This window comes from Tatumella ptyseos ATCC 33301, from assembly GCF_000735525.1.
Taxonomy (GTDB): Bacteria; Pseudomonadota; Gammaproteobacteria; order Enterobacterales; family Enterobacteriaceae; genus Tatumella; species Tatumella ptyseos.
Genome location: NZ_JMPR01000027.1, coordinates 36,295 through 55,746, shown reverse-complemented (window position 1 = coordinate 55,746; position 19,452 = coordinate 36,295). Strand labels below are relative to the sequence as shown.

Here is a 19,452-nt window from a genome sequence, read left to right as displayed (position 1 = left end):
AATGCCATAAAAACCCTAACAGAGATACTGAAAAATCACCTGTATTAAGGCTGCCGGGCTGGCAGAGTTGGCCGCTATTTAAAAATCAGAGACATTAATGTGTTATGATCTTGTGATGTATTTTTTCAGGAATTTATCATCTTATGAAGTCATCACGACCTGCCCGCCGCCGGCGTTTACTGTGGTTACTGGTTATTATAATCGCGATCGTGTGCTGGTTCTGGCCTAAAAAAGTCTCTTCGGAATCCTATAGTTACTACAGTTCCCTGCTCTGTCTGATTGCCGGTAACCCGCAAAATACCCCTACGGATAATTTCAGCACAGTGCTGCAAAAAACCATTGCACAGTCTGATTCTGATTACGCACTCAGGAAAGGAAAATACGACAGTGCCGCTGCTGATGCCGTGATAAAACACTGGAAAACGTTGAGCACTGAGCAACAACAACAGGCAAGACAGGACAATAGCGTGTGCCGTCAGCTGATGCATTCAGGAACCTGATACACGATCCGTACTGAACTATACCGTCCCGACAGCAGGCCCCGGGGCCATGCCCGGGGCTGAAGAAAGGCAGCGGAGATAATGACCTGACGGGCGGGGTTTTATGGCGGAAGATAACTAAGACCGGTCCGGGAGTGTGGGCTGGCCTTACCGTTTGATTCTCCGCCGGTTATTCCCCTTCAGAAGGTCAAACCTTACGATGCGTTACCCACCGCGTTATCAGGAATGCAGCGATAGCAAAAAAACCGCCCACCAGTGTTGCCTCTACTCTGTGTGCCGCGATACCGGTTTCCGGGGCGGTAAAACCTGAAATCATAAACACGACTGTCATGGTAATAAATGCACTGTACAGCCAGTAACACTTAGAGATGAGTGAATAAGATAACGTGAAAGAGATAAACCCTGTCACCATAAATGCGCTGACAAGAAACCAGGGATGCTGGTAATAAGTAATCAGCAGTGCAGCTGTTGCGCCTCCGAGTAAGGTCCCGGCAACACGACTGCGCGCACGACCAAAGGTATCCTGATAGTTATTCCGCAAACACAGCAACAGTGTCATACCTGCCCAATAGCCATTAGGCATATGAAAGAACCTGACCGTACTCATTACTGCACACATCGCCATCACCCCGGTCAGAACAGACCATTGCAGATGCAATTTATGCCGGTAAAGACCTGTATTCTGCTTCAGAAACGTCAGCCATCCGCGCGGGTTAAGATTTTTCATCCGGAAATGCGTATGCTGATAAACCAGCGCCAGGAAGATCATCTGTATCATGCCCCCCAACCCTATCATGCCGGCCCTTCCCAGATCCTGAACTGCATTATCCGCATAATAACCTGAGATAAGATAAGCAATCGCCCACTGTTGTATCATCCACCATGCACTGCTATCGATGTTAGCCATCATCACATACAGACCGGTATAGAACAGTGCGCCAGCGATATACAGCGGTACGATATTCCCTGCCATACTGCCCATCCAGGCGGATAATATCAGGCCCAGGGTAGTGATAAGCATCATCACAAAAGTCGATCCGCCCCAGGATTTATTTGCACCGAAGGCCAAAGTCATTGCACCACTTGCGGCAATACTTGCCGCCGGGACGTGCCCGGAGAGTAAGCCCGTTACAGAAATAACTATCATGACCGGGAGGCAAAATAACCCCAGTCGGACGTCATGTTTGATTTCATCAGACAGATTCATAGAGTTGCAATATTCCTTTCAGGATCATGATAATTCGGCTGATAATTATGAGGTAGCATAAGCACCTGTCAACGGTAATATCCCTTAGCAACCCTCCGAAAAAAAACGATACCCTGCCATTAAATACCATTATAATTCAATAGATTGATTAAAAAAATGTTCTCACGTCCTCCCTGATCCCCCTCCCCGTTGGTAGTGCTAATATTGACTATTTTTTGCTCAAGACATGCGAGGCAATGAAAAATAATTGTTATAAAAATAGCATTTTTTGACAAAATTAAAAACTGTACAACATTATATTGGCTGTACAACTTACTCTGAACTGTACAGCTTTACCGGTGAATATCACAGGCAGAAGAGCAGATTCGGCGATGAAATACTAAAGGGGCTTGCCATGCGTCAGAATGTAATTAGTCCGGGGAGTGCAGGTGAAATCGTCAATTATTTCAATGGATCGGCAGAGTTTTCACAGCAGGATACTCTTGGCCAGATCGTATTAGAGATCCTTAGCGAAGGTAAGAATATCAATCGTAAGGCACTGTGTGGCGCACTGCTTGCCCGTATAGAGAATGCAGCCACCGAAGATGAAGGCCGGCATTATCAGAAATTGATTGGTTTATTGCTGTAAGTGTTCATCGTCTGCGGGCGGGTATGTCAGAAGGGAGACCTTTTTAATGACCTGACTTCTCCGGCAGAATTGAAACGCAGCCCGAAAAGGAAATTCAGAATATCAGTGATGCGAAGAAATAAGCAGGAAAAATTAACAGAAAGCGTCCTGGGCGAAGCGGTTATTTCTTTACTGGAAGTCAATGCGCCGCTGAATGGATCGACGTTAGCTAACTGTATTAAGCACATGATAACAGTGGAAGTTAACCCTGAACGTAGCCATGCACTCTGCTGTGCTCTGGCAGAAGTAAAAGCCAGCCTCTCTTCAGCCAGAGAAGCTGACTCAGTGAAGACATCAGCTATTCCGGCTTTTAAAGATATAAAAAAACATTAGTTCCGGTATTCGCTTTATCACTAAAGATTGATGACAGGCCCGGAGTCTGGCTCTGACCTGCATCGCATTAATTTACAGCTGAATCCGTTTTTCAGCCTCTGGTCAATTAACCGAATGGATAATAACGTGCAACAGACTACTCATGAAGCAGAAATTACTCGTCACTTTCGTAACGCTGGTGATAAATTAACCGCAGAAACGGAAGTCCTTGATGCTGTTATTGCAGATATTGTGATGCATGGCCGAAAAGTGACGAATAAAGCTATTATCCTTTACCTGATCGCAGAACTTGAAAATTCCTCTGACCCTGTTCATCTGGATATTTTGCGCGGAGCCCTTGAAATTATCGTCGCAAAAACACCGGACGATAAAAATATCTGAAGGTCATCACTTCGATAAACAGGCTTTGAGAACTTATTAAGCAAAGTGGCTGACTGTTGGATATATGTTCAGACCAGGCAGCCATTTCTATTGCTTATCTCACTGTATTGCGGAAAATCCACGTTCAGAAAATCAGTCTCCACAATCTTCCCTTTAATGCTTCAGTGATTCCCGGGAAATTACGGTTCCGGATAATATCCATCCCTGCTATTGACATATCAGTGTATGAATTTTACCCGCAAGATTGTTGATCCCCCTGCCCTCTGACTTTACCTCTTTATTTAACAGGAATTATTACACTACCTCCTTATAATTTTCAAATCACCCTCCTCATTGACAACGAAGTCAACCCGGTATTTCATCCCGTTAATAATATAAAGAAGATTATAATCTGCAGGCTTTTTTACATTAGCAATAAAGCACGTATCAGGGTATTTTCTGTCAATATTATCCTCATAAGCCAACGGGCTTTGATACTGATCAGCTGAATAACTCAGTAAATAATAACTCAGATGATCACCCGGTGAGGAAGGAATACAAAGATAATGCCCCACAACATGCAAATCTCCCGGGTGATGAAAAGCCAGCTTGTCGCCCGGGCCACAACCGGCTGTCATAAACACCAAAGCAAAAAGAAATAGCTATATTTCTTCATTATATACCAGGGGAATTTCAGTTTTAACATTGCTGCAGACGATGACAGAATTCATTACCAGAATCTATGGGGCAGCTCTCATAATAATCAGAACAGTAATTTACTGGTATTATCTCAGCATTTGAAATAATTTTATTTTTAATAATTAATAAGCCTCCTGGTTTACCAGGATAACGAACAGCCCTCATCAGGCCAGCGACGTCAGCCCTTGCATCCAAAAACGACTGAGTTCACTTGCAGAAATATGGGTGGCAGGTAACAGGGGCTCAGGTTGCCCGGAAGATTCAGTAAAAAACTTACCCGCTAGTTCTCTTCCAACCCGTTGGGCCGCTGAGGTCTTAATACACCTCTGTTCATAAAATCTTTGCAGCGCGGCTTCCGGCTCATCATCCGCCTTCAGTATAAGAGAAAGATGCCATGCATCTTCCAGCGCCTGACACGCCCCCTGACCTGAAGTGGGTAATGAAGCATGGGCTGCATCTCCGATGATTAAAATGTTGTCCCGATGCCAAAAGGGAAGAGGATCTATGTCATGAACAAAAATGCAATTCACCGATGCACGATCAGCGGACAGTAGCACATTCTTCACCGGATCGGGCCAGCCCCGAAAACGCTGATGTAACTCTTCATACCAATGCGTCAGGGGTCGTTTCCTGTCAATAGCGGCATTCCATGCCCCGGCCCAATAGCACCGACCGTCATTAACAGGAACGATACCAAACCGCTGGCCCGGCCCCCGAAAATCACAAATCGCGTTATCCGGCAGGCTCTCTCCGGGACTGCTCACCCCGATGACGTTCACAAAGCCGTGATAACAGGGAGTGACTTTATCCGCATACAATGCCTGACGCACGGCTGAATTCATACGGCCATCGGCGCCGACAACCAGATCAAACTGCAGGCCCAATCGCATGACATCCGCTGCAGCGATTGAACAATTAAACCGGATCTGTACCCCCAAACTCTCCAATTCAGACGCCAGTAAACTCATTAGCTCACGCCGTAATACCGTTACACCGGGAAAACCACATAGTGAGTTGACGGCTGAAATATCGAACTCAGTCTGAAGAACGCCATGCTGATCGAACTGGCGCATCCTATCCGGTACGCCTCCTGCATGCCTGAGCTTTTCATCCAGCCCCATTTGCTGCATGACAAACATGGCATTAGGCCACAATGTCACACCCGCTCCCATAGAAGACACCGTACTGCCACGCTCAAAGAGAGTAACTTTATGGCCTTGTTTCGCCGCGAGTATTGCCAGTGCCATTCCTGCCACACCGGCACCTGCAATGGCAATTTTTCGATTTCTGCTCATGATTTTTTTCCTGATTATGAAGATTGATAAAAATTGTAATAGCTACCCTATTAGTGATAAATACGGATTTATTGTTTTATTAATCTCATTTTTTGGGATAGTTAATGATTGAAAAAATCGAAATTCAGTGGCTGATTTGCTTTCAGGCGGTCTATGACAAACGGAGTTTTAAGCTCGCGGCAGAACAACTTCAGCTGCCGATGTCCAATGTCAGTCGGCATGTCGCATTGCTTGAACGGGAACTTCATGTGCGGCTACTGGAACGTACCACACGTAAGGTCGCACCAACCGCAGCCGGTAAGCAGCTTTATCAATCCATTACGCCGCTTACGCAAGCTATGGATCACGCCCTGGAAGAGGTATCTCTGTCCGGCGATTCGCTGTCAGGTCACCTGAAAATCATTACACCGGACCTCCCCTTTCTGGCAGACATTCTCGCGGAATTCTGTATCAGGCATCCTCAAATAAAGCTAAGTTGTGATACTCAACTGGATCCCACAGAGGGACTGCTGGACGGGTTCGATCTGGTATTGCGCTTCGGACGTGGGCAACTTGAAGATTCAGGCTGGGTTGCCAGGGAAATCCTGCGTTTGCCGAGCTGTGTGGTGGCTGCGCCAGAATTTCTGAAACGTTACCCGCCGCCACAATCGATGGATGAACTCAGTAAAATCCCCTGTATCACCAGTTTATCGATACTACAGGGAATGCCCTGGCGGTTTAAACAGAACAAAACCGTCCAGGTACAGTCCGGCTACAAAGTTAACAGCGGGCAGATGGCTAAGGCAGCGGCACTGAAAGGACTCGGTCTCGCCATTTTGCCGCTTCACTCTTGTGGTTCAGAAATTAACAATGGCTTGCTGGTGAAGATTAACTGTAACAGCGAACCTGAAGACCTGGTGCTATACGCGTTGTATTCGGGCAGAAGATACTTACAGGTAAAAGTGAAAACATTTCTGGAACACCTGCAATCGGCGATCAGCCATTCCGGACTGAGCAGTAATCAGGACTGAATCGCCACCGTGCCAGTGAAGACCCATCCTCTGCTATTTATAAAACCATGAAGCACGAAAATATCCGGGAAACCGGAGTCTGTCTAATGGGAAGCAAAAAGCATTGAATACTGTATGTAAAAAGCCACCCGAAAGTGGCTTAGAATTATTTTGCCTCAGGGGCCAGCGTGGGACTAACGGCTTTGGGGTGGAGGGTATACATTCCGCCATTAAACGGATCAACAGCTAACCATCCAATCAGCCCTCCGAAGACAATGTTTCCGCCAATATACCAACCGTTAGCACTTGCTTTGATAGGCAGGGTTACGGGGGAGTAACCTTCTTTAATGAAAGTAATCTGATAGTTCTTTTTACCAAAATAGCTCCCATCAGATTTGGCAAGAGTTACGCCTTGAGGGGTAATCCCTTGAGAAATAAGGGAACCTGAATCATCTTTGATTTGAAACTGAGAGCCTTCCGGATCACTGTTAACCTGGACGAGCTGCGTATCATTACCAACGATAGTTGCACAACCAGAAAGCGTGGAAAGACAGAGAGCCAGGGCAAAAAACTTTTTCATTGAAAATATTTCCATATAATTACAATCAGAAATATCTTAACAATAAAATAAATATTTTCAATAAAAAATAGTTATAAATCAGTTATTTTCACCCTAAGCCCCCTGTTCTTTCACCGATTGATCATTGTAAATACTCTCCAGCGTCAGGGTTGCCGCTTCAAATCACTGACGGTTGGGCATTACTGTAAGCATCCTGTAAAAAGAACCATTCACTTTTATTAATCTTCAAACAGACTGAATATGTTCCCTGAAGGAGATAGCTATACGTAAAGCCCGATTTACCGAACACCAGATCATTGCCGTTCTGAAGTCAGTTGAAGTACTGCCAGTCATCAGCCCCATCCCTATAAACAGTGCCGTAAGACATGGCAACTCATTTTCACCTATACCGCAGCCCTGTCCGGTAAATACCAGAAATCATTGAGATGGCTATCAATCGCGTTGGATGCCGCGCCAGTGCGAACATTATGGGCATTGGTCTGAGTATCATTTTCCGACATTTAAAAAACTTAGGCCCCGCTCAGTAACTCACGGATACCATCTGGCTATGATGTTATTTTCTGCTCAGCAACGAACGAGTATTGGGGCTACGTAGGGTTTAAGTCACGCCAGAACTGGCCTATGACAGGATGCGCACGTGATAACACCTTTAGTGAGCACACAATTTTAACACTGGAGAGTCTTCTGAAACTAATATCAGCCTTAGAAGTGGTGGGATGGGGATTTGCATTAACCTGGACGTATCCAACAAAAAATGAAGACAAGTTACCAGCTGAGTTGACAGGCAGCTTTGAGCGAATGGCGGAGTTTCGCAGTTTGACAAAAGCATGACTGAAATCGTGGCTTGCTAAGCAATATATTCAGTTACCATCTTTTTTTTTAAAACAATTTCATATCGAAAATTAGATTTTTTATTGATTATTATAGCTAAATCATAAGATGTAATAAAAAATATATTTATCATGAAGATAAAGTTTTCTGAAATTGCTATACCACCTCAGATTGCTGGGTTGACCTAATCTATAGATCAGATTCCCTTTATACTTTACGTTAGAAAAGCACTAAGATATTTCTTAGTAGCGGCCTGTTGAAGGTATAGGGTGTATGTATTGATTTTTTACAATCACAGCCTTTAACACTCAGCCTAATCCGCGAATGATGCTTTCTGCCTGTTCGAGTTGTCCCCTGTCGTCAGCATTATTGTGCATATTTAAGTGATTTCTTCTTGAGGAGTACTAGTTTCATGGGTATAAAAGCGCAGGTGAGTATCGCGCACAAGCTGGGGTTCACATCACACCAGAATGCAGTTCCGCTGTTACGTGAGCTCATCTTGTATAATGATTCCGAAGAGACATTTCAGGATCTGACGCTGCATCTGCGAACCGTGCCAGCCGTGCTCGAAGAAAAAAAATGGAATATCGACCGCCTGCTCCCCGGTACTTCACTTGATATCAGGGATCGGGATGTCAAACTTAATGCTGAATGGCTCGCCGAGCTGACCGAAAGTGTACTCTGCGAAGTCACCCTAAGTTTGCGCCAGGGTGAGGAAGAACTCTTAGTTACTCATTACCCGCTTGAAGCACTGGCGAAAAATGAATGGGGCGGCAGTGCAATGATTGAATTGCTCCCTTCATTTATCATGCCTAATGATCCTGCGGTAGATCGTGTACTCAAATCAACCTCTGATGTCCTTCGCCGTGCAGGCAAAGATGACGCTCTTGATGGTTATAAAAGTAAGTCGAGAACTCGTGTATGGGAAATTGCTTCAGCTCTTTGGACAGCTGTCTGCAACCTCAATATCAGTTATGCCCTTCCCCCAGCCAGTTTTGAACGCAATGGCCAGAAAATTCGCACGCCAGGTACCATTCTGGAAGGAAAAGTCGCAACCTGTCTGGATACAACTTTATTATTTGCTTCAGTACTGGAACAGATTGGTCTGAATTCACTGCTAATGCTCAGTGAAGGTCATGCGTTTGCTGGCGTCTGGTTACAACCACAGGAATTTTCGCAGCTAGTGACAGAAGACGTCTCTGCGGTACGCAAACGTGTCGACCTGAAAGAAATGGTCGTATTTGAGACAACTCTCGCAACCAGAGCTCATCCGCCTTCATTTACTCAGGCATCTGATGAGGCGTTAAAGCATCTTAACGAGGATGTTTTTCACGCAGCCATTGATTCCCATCGTGCGCGGATGCAGAAAATTCGCCCACTGGCTCTGGGTGTCACTCGCCTTGAAGACCCGCCGGATGCCGGTGAGGTTATTTTGCACAAGTTTGAGGAAGCCCCCACTCTCCCTGATATTGACATTGATATCGAGACAACTGGCGAAAAAGAAGTCGGGGGGCGGCTGATACAGTGGCAGCGAAAACTTCTGGACTTAACCACCCGTAACCGCCTGCTACACCTGCCAGAAAGCGCTAAAGGCATTCGTTTGATCTGTGCGAATCCTGGTCAGCTTGAAGATAAACTGGCTGAAGGAAAACGCATTCGCATTGTCCCGCTCCCTGATCTCGAGAGTGGCGGTCGCGATGCAGAACTTTATCAGCAACTTACACACGAGAACCTGCGAGAAGAATACGCCCAGGTTGCGCTGGAACGCGGTGAAGTCGTCTCCTCAATGGAAAAATACCGCCTCGAGTCATCCCTGATCGATCTCTATCGGAAATCGAAAAGTGATCTGGAGGAAGGTGGTGCCAACACACTTTTCCTCGCTGTTGGCTTTCTTAAATGGAAAAAATCCGCTGATGACCCCAAAAGTTACTCTGCTCCACTGATACTGCTGCCGATTCAGCTTGACCGTAAAAGTGCACTTTCGGGCGTGACCATGCGTTTGCTGGAAGAAGAGCCCCGATTCAACCTTACACTGCTTGAGCTGCTACATAATGACTTTGCTCTGACAATCAACGGCCTGGATGGTGATCTGCCCACCGATGATAGTGGTATTGATGTGGATGGCATCTGGAATATGGTACGGCGTGCTGTGCGCGATATACCTGGTTTCGAAGTCACCCGTGATGTCGTGATTGGCACATTCTCTTTTGCCAAATATCTGATGTGGAAAGACCTCATCGACCGGACACCTCAGCTGATGCAAAGTGCGCTGGTAAAGTATCTCATCGAACGCGGCCAGGAAAATGCAATTCTGGCTAAGAGCGGAGAAATCATCAACGTTGAGGAACTCGATGACAACGTCAATACGCAGGATCTTTTCCTGCCGTTACCTGCGGATTCCTCACAAATTGCCGCCGTTGTAGCCTCTGCAAAAGGGAGGGATTTTGTTCTGGATGGCCCACCCGGTACCGGTAAGTCGCAAACCATAGCCAATATGATCGCGCATAACCTTGCGCTGGGAAGGCGCGTACTTTTTGTCGCTGAGAAGAAAGCGGCACTGGATGTGGTCTATCGCAGGCTCGAGGCCCAGGGACTCGGTGAATTTTGTCTGGAGCTACATTCGAGCAAAACATCCAAGATGGATTTTCTGAAACAGCTCGATCGGGCATGGGATGCACGTGATCTACTGACCACTACAGAGTGGAAGGAAGAAGCGGCTAAGGTGCAGCACCTGCGTAACAAACTCAATGAGGTTGTCCGTTTACTCCATATGCGCTGGCCAAATGGCTTAACGCTCCATCAGGCCATGGGCACTGTTATCAGGGATGCAAGTAGCGCGACGCCGCTCTTTAGCTGGCCTGCATCGACTTTGCATTCTTCTGCAGATATGACGCAGTTCAGAGAGATAGTAAAACGTCTGGAGCTGAACCGTGATGCCTGGAAACAGCATGGCAATCATTTTGGCCTCATCACACAGGCTGACTGGACCAATGAATGGCAGTCCTCTCTCATTGCTGCAGCAAACTCATTACCTGCAACCATCGATCATCTTGAAAACGCCACCGAGGCGTTACTGAAAGCGACAGGAATTACTCTGGACTCTACCGAGCCGGAGAGAGTGTCGCAGTTAGCTTCATTCTGTGAGTTATTGTCGGAAGCTTACGGCATTGACCTAAGTTTCATGTTCGCACCGGATGCCGCAATCCGTATAGAGTCAGCGAATAAAGCCGTCCACCTCCTGAAAGAGATTGAAGCGACAAAGGCTAATCTATCAGTGACCTACCCTGGTAATAGCTGGCAGCACGTTAATGTCCCGCAGATCAGAAACGCACTTGACGTCGCTGACAAAAAATTCTGGTTCTTTGCGACCAGTGCCCGCAAGAAAGTCATTGGTGAAGTTATCCGGCAACACTCGCTAACGTCAGCTCCCGACTTATCCGTTGATCTCCCGATTGCTGAAACTCTGCAGCAATTGCTGCAACGTCTGACCGAGCTTAACTCTGCCATTTTAACCCTACCGGGATGGGTTGGACTAGATACCAACGTTGCACAGTTGCAGACCACCCTGCTACTCGGCGAATCTATCCGCAACTCACTTGGTGGTTTTGCTTCTTCGCCACAGCAGTTGGCCGAGATCCGCTCTGCTGTAAAAAACCTGATTATCGATGCCAATGACCTTCTCGGTTCGCAGGGCGCTATCCCCTCCCTGACCCGTAAACTACGCACAGCGATCGCCGATTTTAATGACGCACAGGTTAGCTTCTGTAAGCTGATAAAACCCGTGGAGGACAAACCATCGCTCCCGGCACTGCGTGACTGCGCACTCAATATCCTGCAACATCAGTCCGCTCTTAAAACCTGGAGTGACTGGAGCCGTGTGCGTGAGGAAGCGATTTCACATGGCCTGCAGCCAGTGATCAACGCGCTGACCCATCCTGACTCAGGAGGCATCAGCGCTACAGAGATTTTTGAAACTGCCTATTGCCGCTGGTTTGCATCGTGGATGATCGATTCAGAACCGCTGCTACACAATTTTGTGCCGGCTGAGCACATGAGTGATATTGAGGCTTACCGTACGCAAACCGATCGTCTGGCTAAACTGACAGTACGCTACATCCGGGCTCGTTTATGTGGTGTCATTCCTGCAAAAAATGAGGTCAGCAGGCAGAGTGGTTTTGCCCTTCTTAAACATGAACTACAGAAATCCCGTCGTCATAAACCGGTACGCCAGATGGCAGCAGAAATGGGCGATGCCATGGCTAAACTTGCCCCCTGCATGTTGATGAGTCCGCTTTCAGTCGCCCAGTTCCTGCCCTCCGACCAGGCCTTATTTGACCTGGTAATTTTCGATGAAGCATCGCAGATTGCCCCGTGGGATGCTATCGGCACCATGGCGCGTGGCAAACAGGTGGTAATCGCCGGTGACCCCCGCCAGATGCCACCGACCAGCTTCTTTAATCGTGCAGCTAATGACACAGACGATGATACTGAAGAAGATATGGAAAGCATTCTGGATGAGTGTCTTGCTGCCGGCCTGTATAACCACAGCTTGAGCTGGCATTACCGAAGCCGTCATGAAAGCCTGATTACCTTCTCCAATCATCGCTACTATGACAGTAACCTGATTACGTTCCCCGCTGCGGAAACAAAGCAAAGTGCTGTCCAGTGGTGCAAGGTTGCAGGCGTCTACTCTAAAGGGAAAGGACGTCATAATCAGGCCGAGGCAGAAGCAATCGTCGCTGAAACGGTGAAGCGACTGACTAATAAAGAGTTCGTTGCATCAGGCAGAACGATAGGCATTATCACGCTGAATACCGAACAGCAAAAGCTAATCAGCGATCTGCTGGACCGTGCCAGACAGGAGCACCCTGAAATTGAACCCTTCTTCCAGTCTGAACTGGAAGAACCTGTTGTGGTTAAAAACCTCGAAACTGTTCAGGGGGATGAACGCGATTTGACCATACTCGGCATCGGGTACGGCCCGACTGAACCGGGCGCAAATACAATGTCGATGAATTTTGGACCACTTAATCGCGAGGGTGGCTGGCGGCGGCTGAATGTTGCCATCACACGTGCTCGACAGGAAATGATGGTCTTCAGCTCGTTCGATCCTTCCTTCATCGACCTTAATCGGACCAGCGCCCGCGCAGTTGCTGACCTCAAGCACTTTATTGAGTTTGCCCAGCGCGGCCCTGTAGCCCTTGCTCAGGCAGTACATGGGTCCGTAGGCGGTTATGACTCACCGTTTGAGGAAGCAGTGGCAAATGGCCTGAGAAGAAAAGGTTGGCATGTTATTCCGCAAATTGGCGTATCCCGTTTCCGTATTGATTTAGGGATCGTTCATCCGGATAAGCCTGGTGACTATCTTGTTGGTGTTGAATGTGATGGAGCCACTTACCATAGCGCAGCAACAGCACGAGATCGTGATAAAGTCCGGAGCGCCATCTTGCAGGGCCTGGGCTGGAAATTACTGCGCCTCTGGTCAACGGAATGGTGGATTGATAAAGAAGGTGCACTCGACAGGCTGGATACAGCAATAAGTCAGCTGTTGGAAAAATCCAGAGCAGAGGAAGCCGTATTAGTTGCTGAAACAGAAAAACAAAAACAGAGCACGCCAGTCATCGCTCCCGTAACCAATGCTGTCAGTGACGACATACTAGTTTCTAAAACTACACCTATCGCTAGTGATGGGCAAATATCCGAGTCAGTACCCCCGATCATCCCGCTTCCCGCCGAAGTAAGCGAAGATGATGATGGCACTGAGCTGAAGTATGCATATTCAGCTTCTCAGAATAACAACAAGCCAGCGCATGCCGGTATATATGTCGTTAACGATCTTCAGGAATGGTACGACAGGATAGATGCAGAAAAATTCTATCTCTCTGAATATGATGAGACACTTAAAACCCTCATTGAAGCGGTGGTGACAAGTGAATCACCTGTTCTGGATACAACACTTGTGCAACGCATCGCACGTATACACGGCTTCACTCGCGCCGGCAGACTGATACGTGAACGCGTAATTGGAATTGTTGATCAATACTATTACCTTGCAGCTGATCACTTAGGTGAAAACTTCGTATGGCTATCCGTGACGCAGCGTGCTGACTGGAATACGTTTCGTTTGCCTGCCACGGATAACGACATTCGCCAGGTTGATGCGATCCCTCGTGAGGAATTACGCGCGCTGGCGCTGAGTATTGAAAGTGACAATAAGATTCAGGAAATGACTCGCTCGCTCGGTATTAAACGCCTGACCAGTCAAGCAAAAAAAAGGATTGAATCAGTACTTGATGTTGTTTGAAGTGTAAGTAGACCTGCAGAAATAACGTCATTAATTTGGGTCATCGACTGATGAGGGGTAAGTAGGAAGGAAAAAGAAAACCCCGACAGTGCGGGGCTTTCAAATATAAATTGATAAGAACTGATTAGGTCAGATTAGCCCGTATATCATTCCCACTCAATCGTGGCCGGGGGTTTACCGCTGATATCGTAAACCACACGGGAGATCCCGTCGATTTCGTTGATAATGCGGTTAGAAACACGACCCAGGAAATCGTAAGGCAGGTGTGCCCAGTGCGCCGTCATAAAGTCGATAGTTTCAACTGCACGCAGTGAAACCACCCAGTCATACTTACGGCCATCACCCATAACGCCTACCGAACGAACCGGCAGGAAGACCGTGAATGCCTGGCTGACTTTGTTATACAGGTCAGCTTTATGCAGCTCTTCAATAAAGATAGCATCGGCACGGCGCAGCAGGTCGCAGTACTCTTTCTTCACTTCACCCAGAACACGCACACCTAATCCCGGTCCCGGGAACGGATGACGGTACAGCATGTCGTAAGGCAGGCCCAGTTCCAGACCAATTTTACGCACTTCGTCTTTGAACAGTTCTTTCAGCGGCTCCACCAGCCCCATCTTCATTTCTTTCGGCAAACCGCCCACATTGTGGTGTGATTTAATCACATGCGCTTTACCGGTCGCGGATGCCGCAGATTCGATAACATCCGGGTAGATGGTGCCCTGGGCCAGCCATTTCACGTTGTCCAGTTTCAGTGCTTCTTCGTCGAAGACTTCAACAAAGACGCGACCGATGGTTTTGCGCTTAGCTTCCGGCTCATCAATGCCTGCCAGCGCGTCCAGGAAGCGGTTTTCTGCAGGAACATGCACAATATTCAGACCGAAACGATCACCGAACATCTCCATGACCTGCTCAGCTTCATTCAGACGCAGCAGACCGTTATCCACAAACACACAGGTCAGGCGTGAACCGATAGCACGGTGCAGAAGCAGCGCCGTCACTGAAGAGTCAACTCCGCCGGATAATCCCAGAATGACCTGATCATCACCGACCTGCTCGCTCAGACGGGCAACCGCGTCATCGATAATTTTCGCCGGCGTCCATAAGGCTTCACACTGACAGATATCGATGATAAAGCGTTGTAACAGTGCCATCCCCTGACGGGTATGTGTCACTTCCGGGTGGAACTGTACGCCGTAGAAACGTTTCTCTTCGTTCGCCATAATGGCAAACGGGCAGGTTTCCGTGCTGGCAACAGTGACAAAATCATCAGGGATAGCGGTGACTTTATCGCCGTGGCTCATCCAGACATCCAGCTGAGGCTGCCCGGCCGCATTCAGGGTATCCTGGATATCCTTGACCAGTGCGCTGTCTGTTTTAATGTCGACCTGAGCAAAACCGAATTCACGCTCTGAAGATCCCTGAACTTTCCCCCCCAGCTGCATTGCCATGGTCTGCATACCATAACAAACACCCAGTACAGGAACGCCAGCGGTAAAGACATATTCAGGGGCACGCGGGCTGTTTTCTTCGGTGGTGCTTTCCGGGCCGCCGGAAAGAATAATGCCGTTTGGATTAAACTGGCGGATCTGCTCTTCGGTAACATCCCAGGCCCACAGTTCACAGTAAACGCCCAGTTCACGGACACGACGTGCCACCAGCTGAGTGTACTGAGACCCGAAATCGAGGATCAGAATACGATGTTTATGAATATTTTCCGTCGTCATTACAGTTTTCCAGGCAATAAATTTACTTAAAACGCCCGGCATGACCGGGCGATGAGGATAAGAAAGAGATTAAGAGCCTGTACGGTAGTTAGGCGCTTCTTTGGTGATGGTCACATCATGGACGTGGCTTTCAGAGATACCCGCGCCGCTGATACGAACAAACTCAGCTTTGGTACGCAGGTCATCAATTGTCTGGCAACCGGTCAGGCCCATACATGAACGCAGTCCGCCCATCTGCTGATGGATAATCTCTTTCATACGGCCTTTGTAAGCCACACGGCCTTCAATACCTTCCGGAACCAGTTTGTCAGCCGCGTTATCAGACTGGAAGTAACGGTCAGAAGAGCCTTTAGACATGGCACCCAGTGAGCCCATACCACGGTAAGATTTGAATGAACGTCCCTGGTAGAGTTCAATCTCACCCGGAGATTCTTCTGTCCCGGCCAGCATTGAGCCTACCATGACACAGGAAGCACCCGCGGCAATCGCTTTAGCGATATCACCGGAGAAACGGATACCACCATCGGCAATCACAGGGATCCCGGTGCCTTCCAGCGCATCGACAGCGTCAGCCACGGCTGAAATCTGAGGAACACCGACACCGGTCACGATACGGGTGGTACAGATTGAACCAGGGCCGATACCCACTTTAACTGCGCTCACGCCTGCGTCAGCCAGCGCTTTCGCACCGTTTGCTGTCGCGACGTTACCGCCAATAATTTCCAGGTCAGGATATTTAGCGCGGGTTTCACGGATACGTTGCAGAACACCTTCAGAGTGACCGTGAGAGGAGTCGATCAGCAGAACATCAACACCCGCAGCCACCAGCGCATCTACACGCTCTTCGTTACCGGCACCGGCACCGACAGCGGCACCAACGCGTAAACGTCCCTGCTCATCTTTACAGGCATTAGGTTTACGTTCGGCTTTCTGGAAGTCTTTTACGGTGATCATGCCTTTCAGATGGAATGCTGCATCCACCACCAGCGCTTTCTCGATACGCTTTTCATGCATTTTCTGCAGAACGACTTCGCGGGATTCGCCTTCTTTCACGGTGACCAGGCGCTCTTTCGGCGTCATGACCGCAGAAACAGGCTGATTCAGGTCAGTAACGAAACGAACATCACGGCCGGTAATAATCCCTACCAGTTCGTTTTCGGCGTTCACCACCGGGTAACCGGCGAAACCGTTGATTTCGGTCAGGCGCTTAACATCCAGCAGTGAAGTGGTCGGCAGAACGGTCTGAGGTTCAGTCACCACACCACTTTCATATTTTTTGACTTTGCGAACTTCGTCGGCCTGACGTTCGATAGGCATGTTTTTATGAATAAAGCCGAGGCCACCTTCCTGTGCCAGCGCAATTGCCAGACGGGCTTCGGTGACGGTGTCCATTGCTGCGGAAACCATCGGAATGTTTAAACGTATATTTTTAGTCAGTTTTGTACCGAGTTCTGCGGTGTTCGGCAGGACGGTAGAGTGAGCAGGAACGAGTAAAACATCGTCAAATGTGAGGGCTTCTTTAATGATTCGTAGCATAGCAATATCTCGACCTGGAAGTGATAAAATATTGCCGCGGCATTATACAGGAGGGAACCGTTTGCCTCCAGCTTTTTTATAAAAAACTCTTGATACTTCGTTCAGGCAATGTAGTATCGGTCAATTAACCCGCTGATTTATTATTTGATCTTCATCACATGTTGAATGACGAAAACACTAAAATTTTCTCAGTCAGTCGCCTGAATGCGACCGTCCGTCGGTTGCTGGAACATGAGATGGGTCGTGTCTGGCTGACTGCCGAAATATCCAACTTTACCCGGCCGGCCTCCGGACATTGGTACTTTACCCTGAAAGACGATAACGCTCAGGTGCGCAGTGCCATGTTCCGTAACAGTAATCAGCGGGTCAGCTTTCGCCCGCAAAATGGCCAACAGGTACTGGTCCGGGCCACCGTTACCTTGTATGACCCGCGGGGTGACTACCAGCTGATTGTCGAAAGTATGCAACCCGCCGGCGAAGGACTCCTTCAGCAGCAATTTCTTGAACTGAAAACCCGTCTGGATACCGAAGGCCTGTTTGCGGCACAGCATAAACAACCGCTGCCCTCGCCTGCCAGTCAGGTCGGGGTCATCACCTCTGCCAGCGGGGCTGCTCTGCATGATATTTTACAGGTGTTAGGTCGCAGGGACCCTTCTTTACTGGTGGTGATCTACCCTACCGCCGTGCAGGGTAACGAAGCCGCTGCCGGGATCGTCCGGGCCATTGAACTGGCTAACCAGCGCCGGGAATGTGATGTACTGATTGTCGGCCGGGGTGGCGGTTCTCTGGAAGATCTCTGGTGCTTCAACGATGAGCGTGTTGCCAGGGCTGTTTTTGCCAGCAAAATCCCGGTAGTGAGTGCGGTAGGCCATGAAACCGACATCACCATCTGTGATTTTGTGGCTGACCTGCGCGCACCGACCCCTTCCGCCGCAGCCGAACTGGTCAGCCGTAATCAGACCGAACTCCTGCGTCAGTTGCTGTCACAGCAACAGCAAATGGAAATGGCGATGGATTACTACCTGGCGCGTCGTCAGCAGAGTTTCAGCCAGCTCGGACACCGGCTTAACCAGCAACATCCGCAATTACGCCTTTCACGCCAGCAAACGCTGTTATTACAACAACAGCGTCAGTTACAGTCGGCCATGCAGCAACAGTTGCAGCAGCATAGCCAGCATTTTGAACAGCTCTCACAACGGCTGCAACGCCGTCAGCCTCAACCCCTGATCTACCAGGGCTCCCGGCAATTGAGCGAGGCCCGCTACCGCTTGCAACAGGCGCTGGAAAAGCAACTCAGTGAGAGCAGGCAGCGCTTCGCTACCCTGGCCGTACAACTGGAAAGTGCCAGCCCGCTGGCAACACTGGCGCGCGGGTTCAGTGTAACGACCGGAAGCAACGGGGATGTCATAAAAGAAACCCGGCAGGTACAGGCGGGGGAAACTCTGCGAACACGGCTGAATGATGGCTGGATAGAAAGTGAAATCACGGCGATCACACCACAAAAAGCAGCAAAACGTCCGCGCAAACCCCGCGCCCCCTCCGCAGACTAATCACGTCCCTGCTGAGATATGCGGCTGCCGGGAAACCCGCCCGGCGGCAGACCGGGGTCTTCCCTTTCCTGCCTGACCAAGGATATCAGAGGGCCTTAAGACTGATAGTCACGAAGGAACACAGTCAGGACATCTTTCGGGGCGACACCTCCGCAACTCTGGATCAGCCAGCCAACCGCGCCGCGATGATAGGTTCCGTGGAACAAAATATGATTGACCATATCCATCAGCCGCATTTCGCCTTCACCGCCATCGACAAAGGTAAAGCGGATCACTTTCCCGAATTCATCCTCAGATAGCGTCGTGATAAAGGCTATATATTCGTCTGTACTCTCCCTGAACGCCGTGATCAGCGCTTCTGCGGTCGGAGTTTCCGGGGTATTCAATGCCTGGTATCCATGCGGCCGGCCAGCCATATTGGCCCGGAAGATCCTGTCCACCACATAAATATGATTCATCAGACGCAGCATCAGATGATGCTCTTTCGCAGACGAGGCCGGCTCGATCCGTTTTATCGCCTCTAATGTTGCGGTATCAGCCCAGCGCTTATAAGCCAGTAATTTTATCAGGGTCTGTTTGTCCATCAGTCACCCCTTTTCATCTGTTGATCATGACAGATTTTCTCTGCACCTGCCTGATACAGAACCGTCGACCGGGACTGCAGACCGTCCTGCGGGCAAAAATAGTCTACGGCACCACACGCCTTAAGGACCTCCAGCGCCTGATGACAAACCGGACAACAGGGTTGCTTCAGATAGTGTCGCTGACACTGCAGACAGACAAACTCATTCTCTTTTTCCGACAACGGGGTCTGGCAGTGAATACAGACAGAATTCATCATTTCCTCCGGGGCATAAAAAAAGAGGACACTTAG

General features: G+C 48.8%; 16 protein-coding genes and 1 pseudogene. 9 read left to right on the top strand and 8 right to left on the bottom strand.

Annotated elements, in window-relative coordinates; translation table 11 throughout:
* The first annotated feature begins 143 nt into the window (after window positions 1-143).
* Window positions 144-500: a hypothetical protein gene (locus tag GTPT_RS07260; protein WP_025903634.1), complete on the top strand. Its 357-nt coding sequence runs from the start codon at window positions 144-146 to the stop codon at window positions 498-500.
* Between the two features lie 187 nt (window positions 501-687).
* On the opposite strand, the gene GTPT_RS07255 is transcribed toward GTPT_RS07260, so the two are convergent.
* The gene (locus GTPT_RS07255) at window positions 688-1,707 is read right to left on the bottom strand and encodes an FUSC family protein (protein WP_051170849.1); all 1,020 of its coding nucleotides are present in this window, start codon (window positions 1,705-1,707) and stop codon (window positions 688-690) included.
* A gap of 394 nt (window positions 1,708-2,101) precedes the next feature.
* On the opposite strand from GTPT_RS07255, the gene ycgZ reads away from it, so the two are divergent.
* From ycgZ to GTPT_RS07240, 3 genes are all read left to right on the top strand, one after another.
* Window positions 2,102-2,335: a regulatory protein YcgZ gene (ycgZ, locus tag GTPT_RS07250; protein WP_025903636.1), complete on the top strand. Its 234-nt coding sequence runs from the start codon at window positions 2,102-2,104 to the stop codon at window positions 2,333-2,335.
* Between the two features lie 108 nt (window positions 2,336-2,443).
* Complete coding sequence (locus GTPT_RS07245) at window positions 2,444-2,707, top strand: hypothetical protein (RefSeq protein WP_025903637.1); 264 nt, start codon at window positions 2,444-2,446, stop codon at window positions 2,705-2,707.
* A gap of 126 nt (window positions 2,708-2,833) precedes the next feature.
* Window positions 2,834-3,088, top strand: a complete 255-nt coding sequence (locus GTPT_RS07240; protein WP_025903638.1) for a biofilm development regulator YmgB/AriR family protein — start codon at window positions 2,834-2,836, stop codon at window positions 3,086-3,088.
* A 299-nt stretch (window positions 3,089-3,387) separates the two neighbouring features.
* On the opposite strand, the pseudogene GTPT_RS18050 reads toward GTPT_RS07240, so the two are convergent.
* Window positions 3,388-3,717: pseudogene (locus GTPT_RS18050) on the bottom strand (hypothetical protein); the annotation flags it as partial.
* Window positions 3,718-3,930: 213 nt separating this feature from the next.
* Window positions 3,931-5,061, bottom strand: coding sequence for an FAD-dependent monooxygenase (locus GTPT_RS07230; protein WP_029990892.1), 1,131 nt, complete (start codon window positions 5,059-5,061; stop codon window positions 3,931-3,933).
* A 104-nt stretch (window positions 5,062-5,165) separates the two neighbouring features.
* On the opposite strand from GTPT_RS07230, the gene GTPT_RS07225 reads away from it, so the two are divergent.
* The gene (locus tag GTPT_RS07225) at window positions 5,166-6,071 is read left to right on the top strand and encodes a LysR family transcriptional regulator (protein ID WP_029990891.1); all 906 of its coding nucleotides are present in this window, start codon (window positions 5,166-5,168) and stop codon (window positions 6,069-6,071) included.
* 145 nt (window positions 6,072-6,216) lie between these two features.
* On the opposite strand, the gene GTPT_RS07220 is transcribed toward GTPT_RS07225, so the two are convergent.
* The gene (locus GTPT_RS07220) at window positions 6,217-6,630 is read right to left on the bottom strand and encodes a putative periplasmic lipoprotein (protein WP_025903642.1); all 414 of its coding nucleotides are present in this window, start codon (window positions 6,628-6,630) and stop codon (window positions 6,217-6,219) included.
* A gap of 425 nt (window positions 6,631-7,055) precedes the next feature.
* Between GTPT_RS07220 and GTPT_RS18045 the strand changes: the two genes are divergently transcribed.
* The 3 genes from GTPT_RS18045 (at window position 7,056) to proA (ending at window position 13,765) form a co-directional block, all read left to right on the top strand.
* Complete coding sequence (locus tag GTPT_RS18045) at window positions 7,056-7,157, top strand: IS1-like element transposase (protein WP_081671480.1); 102 nt, start codon at window positions 7,056-7,058, stop codon at window positions 7,155-7,157.
* Window positions 7,158-7,164: 7 nt separating this feature from the next.
* Window positions 7,165-7,461: an IS1 family transposase gene (locus tag GTPT_RS18040; RefSeq protein WP_081671479.1), complete on the top strand. Its 297-nt coding sequence runs from the start codon at window positions 7,165-7,167 to the stop codon at window positions 7,459-7,461.
* Window positions 7,462-7,873: 412 nt separating this feature from the next.
* Window positions 7,874-13,765: an anti-phage protein ProA gene (proA, locus tag GTPT_RS07215; protein ID WP_029990890.1), complete on the top strand. Its 5,892-nt coding sequence runs from the start codon at window positions 7,874-7,876 to the stop codon at window positions 13,763-13,765.
* Between the two features lie 146 nt (window positions 13,766-13,911).
* Here the strand turns inward: proA and guaA are convergent, their stop codons facing one another.
* Window positions 13,912-15,492, bottom strand: a complete 1,581-nt coding sequence (gene guaA / locus GTPT_RS07210) for a glutamine-hydrolyzing GMP synthase (protein ID WP_025903644.1) — start codon at window positions 15,490-15,492, stop codon at window positions 13,912-13,914.
* 69 nt (window positions 15,493-15,561) lie between these two features.
* The gene (gene guaB, locus GTPT_RS07205; RefSeq protein ID WP_029990889.1) at window positions 15,562-17,028 is read right to left on the bottom strand and encodes an IMP dehydrogenase; all 1,467 of its coding nucleotides are present in this window, start codon (window positions 17,026-17,028) and stop codon (window positions 15,562-15,564) included.
* A 158-nt stretch (window positions 17,029-17,186) separates the two neighbouring features.
* Here guaB and xseA point away from each other — a divergent pair, with 158 nt between their 5' ends.
* Window positions 17,187-18,578 (top strand): exodeoxyribonuclease VII large subunit, encoded by a 1,392-nt coding sequence (xseA, locus tag GTPT_RS07200; protein ID WP_029990888.1) that lies wholly within the window; start codon window positions 17,187-17,189, stop codon window positions 18,576-18,578.
* 95 nt (window positions 18,579-18,673) lie between these two features.
* On the opposite strand, the gene GTPT_RS07195 is transcribed toward xseA, so the two are convergent.
* Window positions 18,674-19,162 (bottom strand): DinB family protein, encoded by a 489-nt coding sequence (locus tag GTPT_RS07195; RefSeq protein WP_029990886.1) that lies wholly within the window; start codon window positions 19,160-19,162, stop codon window positions 18,674-18,676.
* Window positions 19,162-19,419, bottom strand: a complete 258-nt coding sequence (locus GTPT_RS07190) for a YfgJ family double zinc ribbon protein (RefSeq protein WP_235501141.1) — start codon at window positions 19,417-19,419, stop codon at window positions 19,162-19,164. Before GTPT_RS07190 ends, GTPT_RS07195 begins: the two co-directional genes overlap by 1 nt.
* Window positions 19,420-19,452: the final 33 nt, after the last annotated feature.

What these genes read in the sequence shown, in the direction of transcription:
- GTPT_RS07260 (WP_025903634.1), top strand. Translation starts at nt 144, where the DNA reads ATGAAGTCATCACGACCTGCCCGCCGCCGGCGTTTACTGTGGTTACTG.
- GTPT_RS07255 (WP_051170849.1), bottom strand. Translation starts at nt 1,707, where the DNA reads ATGAATCTGTCTGATGAAATCAAACATGACGTCCGACTGGGGTTATTT.
- ycgZ (WP_025903636.1), top strand. Translation starts at nt 2,102, where the DNA reads ATGCGTCAGAATGTAATTAGTCCGGGGAGTGCAGGTGAAATCGTCAAT.
- GTPT_RS07245 (WP_025903637.1), top strand. Translation starts at nt 2,444, where the DNA reads ATGCGAAGAAATAAGCAGGAAAAATTAACAGAAAGCGTCCTGGGCGAA.
- GTPT_RS07230 (WP_029990892.1), bottom strand. Translation starts at nt 5,061, where the DNA reads ATGAGCAGAAATCGAAAAATTGCCATTGCAGGTGCCGGTGTGGCAGGA.
- GTPT_RS07225 (WP_029990891.1), top strand. Translation starts at nt 5,166, where the DNA reads ATGATTGAAAAAATCGAAATTCAGTGGCTGATTTGCTTTCAGGCGGTC.
- GTPT_RS07220 (WP_025903642.1), bottom strand. Translation starts at nt 6,630, where the DNA reads ATGAAAAAGTTTTTTGCCCTGGCTCTCTGTCTTTCCACGCTTTCTGGT.
- GTPT_RS18045 (WP_081671480.1), top strand. Translation starts at nt 7,056, where the DNA reads ATGGCTATCAATCGCGTTGGATGCCGCGCCAGTGCGAACATTATGGGC.
- proA (WP_029990890.1), top strand. Translation starts at nt 7,874, where the DNA reads ATGGGTATAAAAGCGCAGGTGAGTATCGCGCACAAGCTGGGGTTCACA.
- guaA (WP_025903644.1), bottom strand. Translation starts at nt 15,492, where the DNA reads ATGACGACGGAAAATATTCATAAACATCGTATTCTGATCCTCGATTTC.
- guaB (WP_029990889.1), bottom strand. Translation starts at nt 17,028, where the DNA reads ATGCTACGAATCATTAAAGAAGCCCTCACATTTGACGATGTTTTACTC.
- xseA (WP_029990888.1), top strand. Translation starts at nt 17,187, where the DNA reads ATGTTGAATGACGAAAACACTAAAATTTTCTCAGTCAGTCGCCTGAAT.
- GTPT_RS07195 (WP_029990886.1), bottom strand. Translation starts at nt 19,162, where the DNA reads ATGGACAAACAGACCCTGATAAAATTACTGGCTTATAAGCGCTGGGCT.
- GTPT_RS07190 (WP_235501141.1), bottom strand. Translation starts at nt 19,419, where the DNA reads ATGATGAATTCTGTCTGTATTCACTGCCAGACCCCGTTGTCGGAAAAA.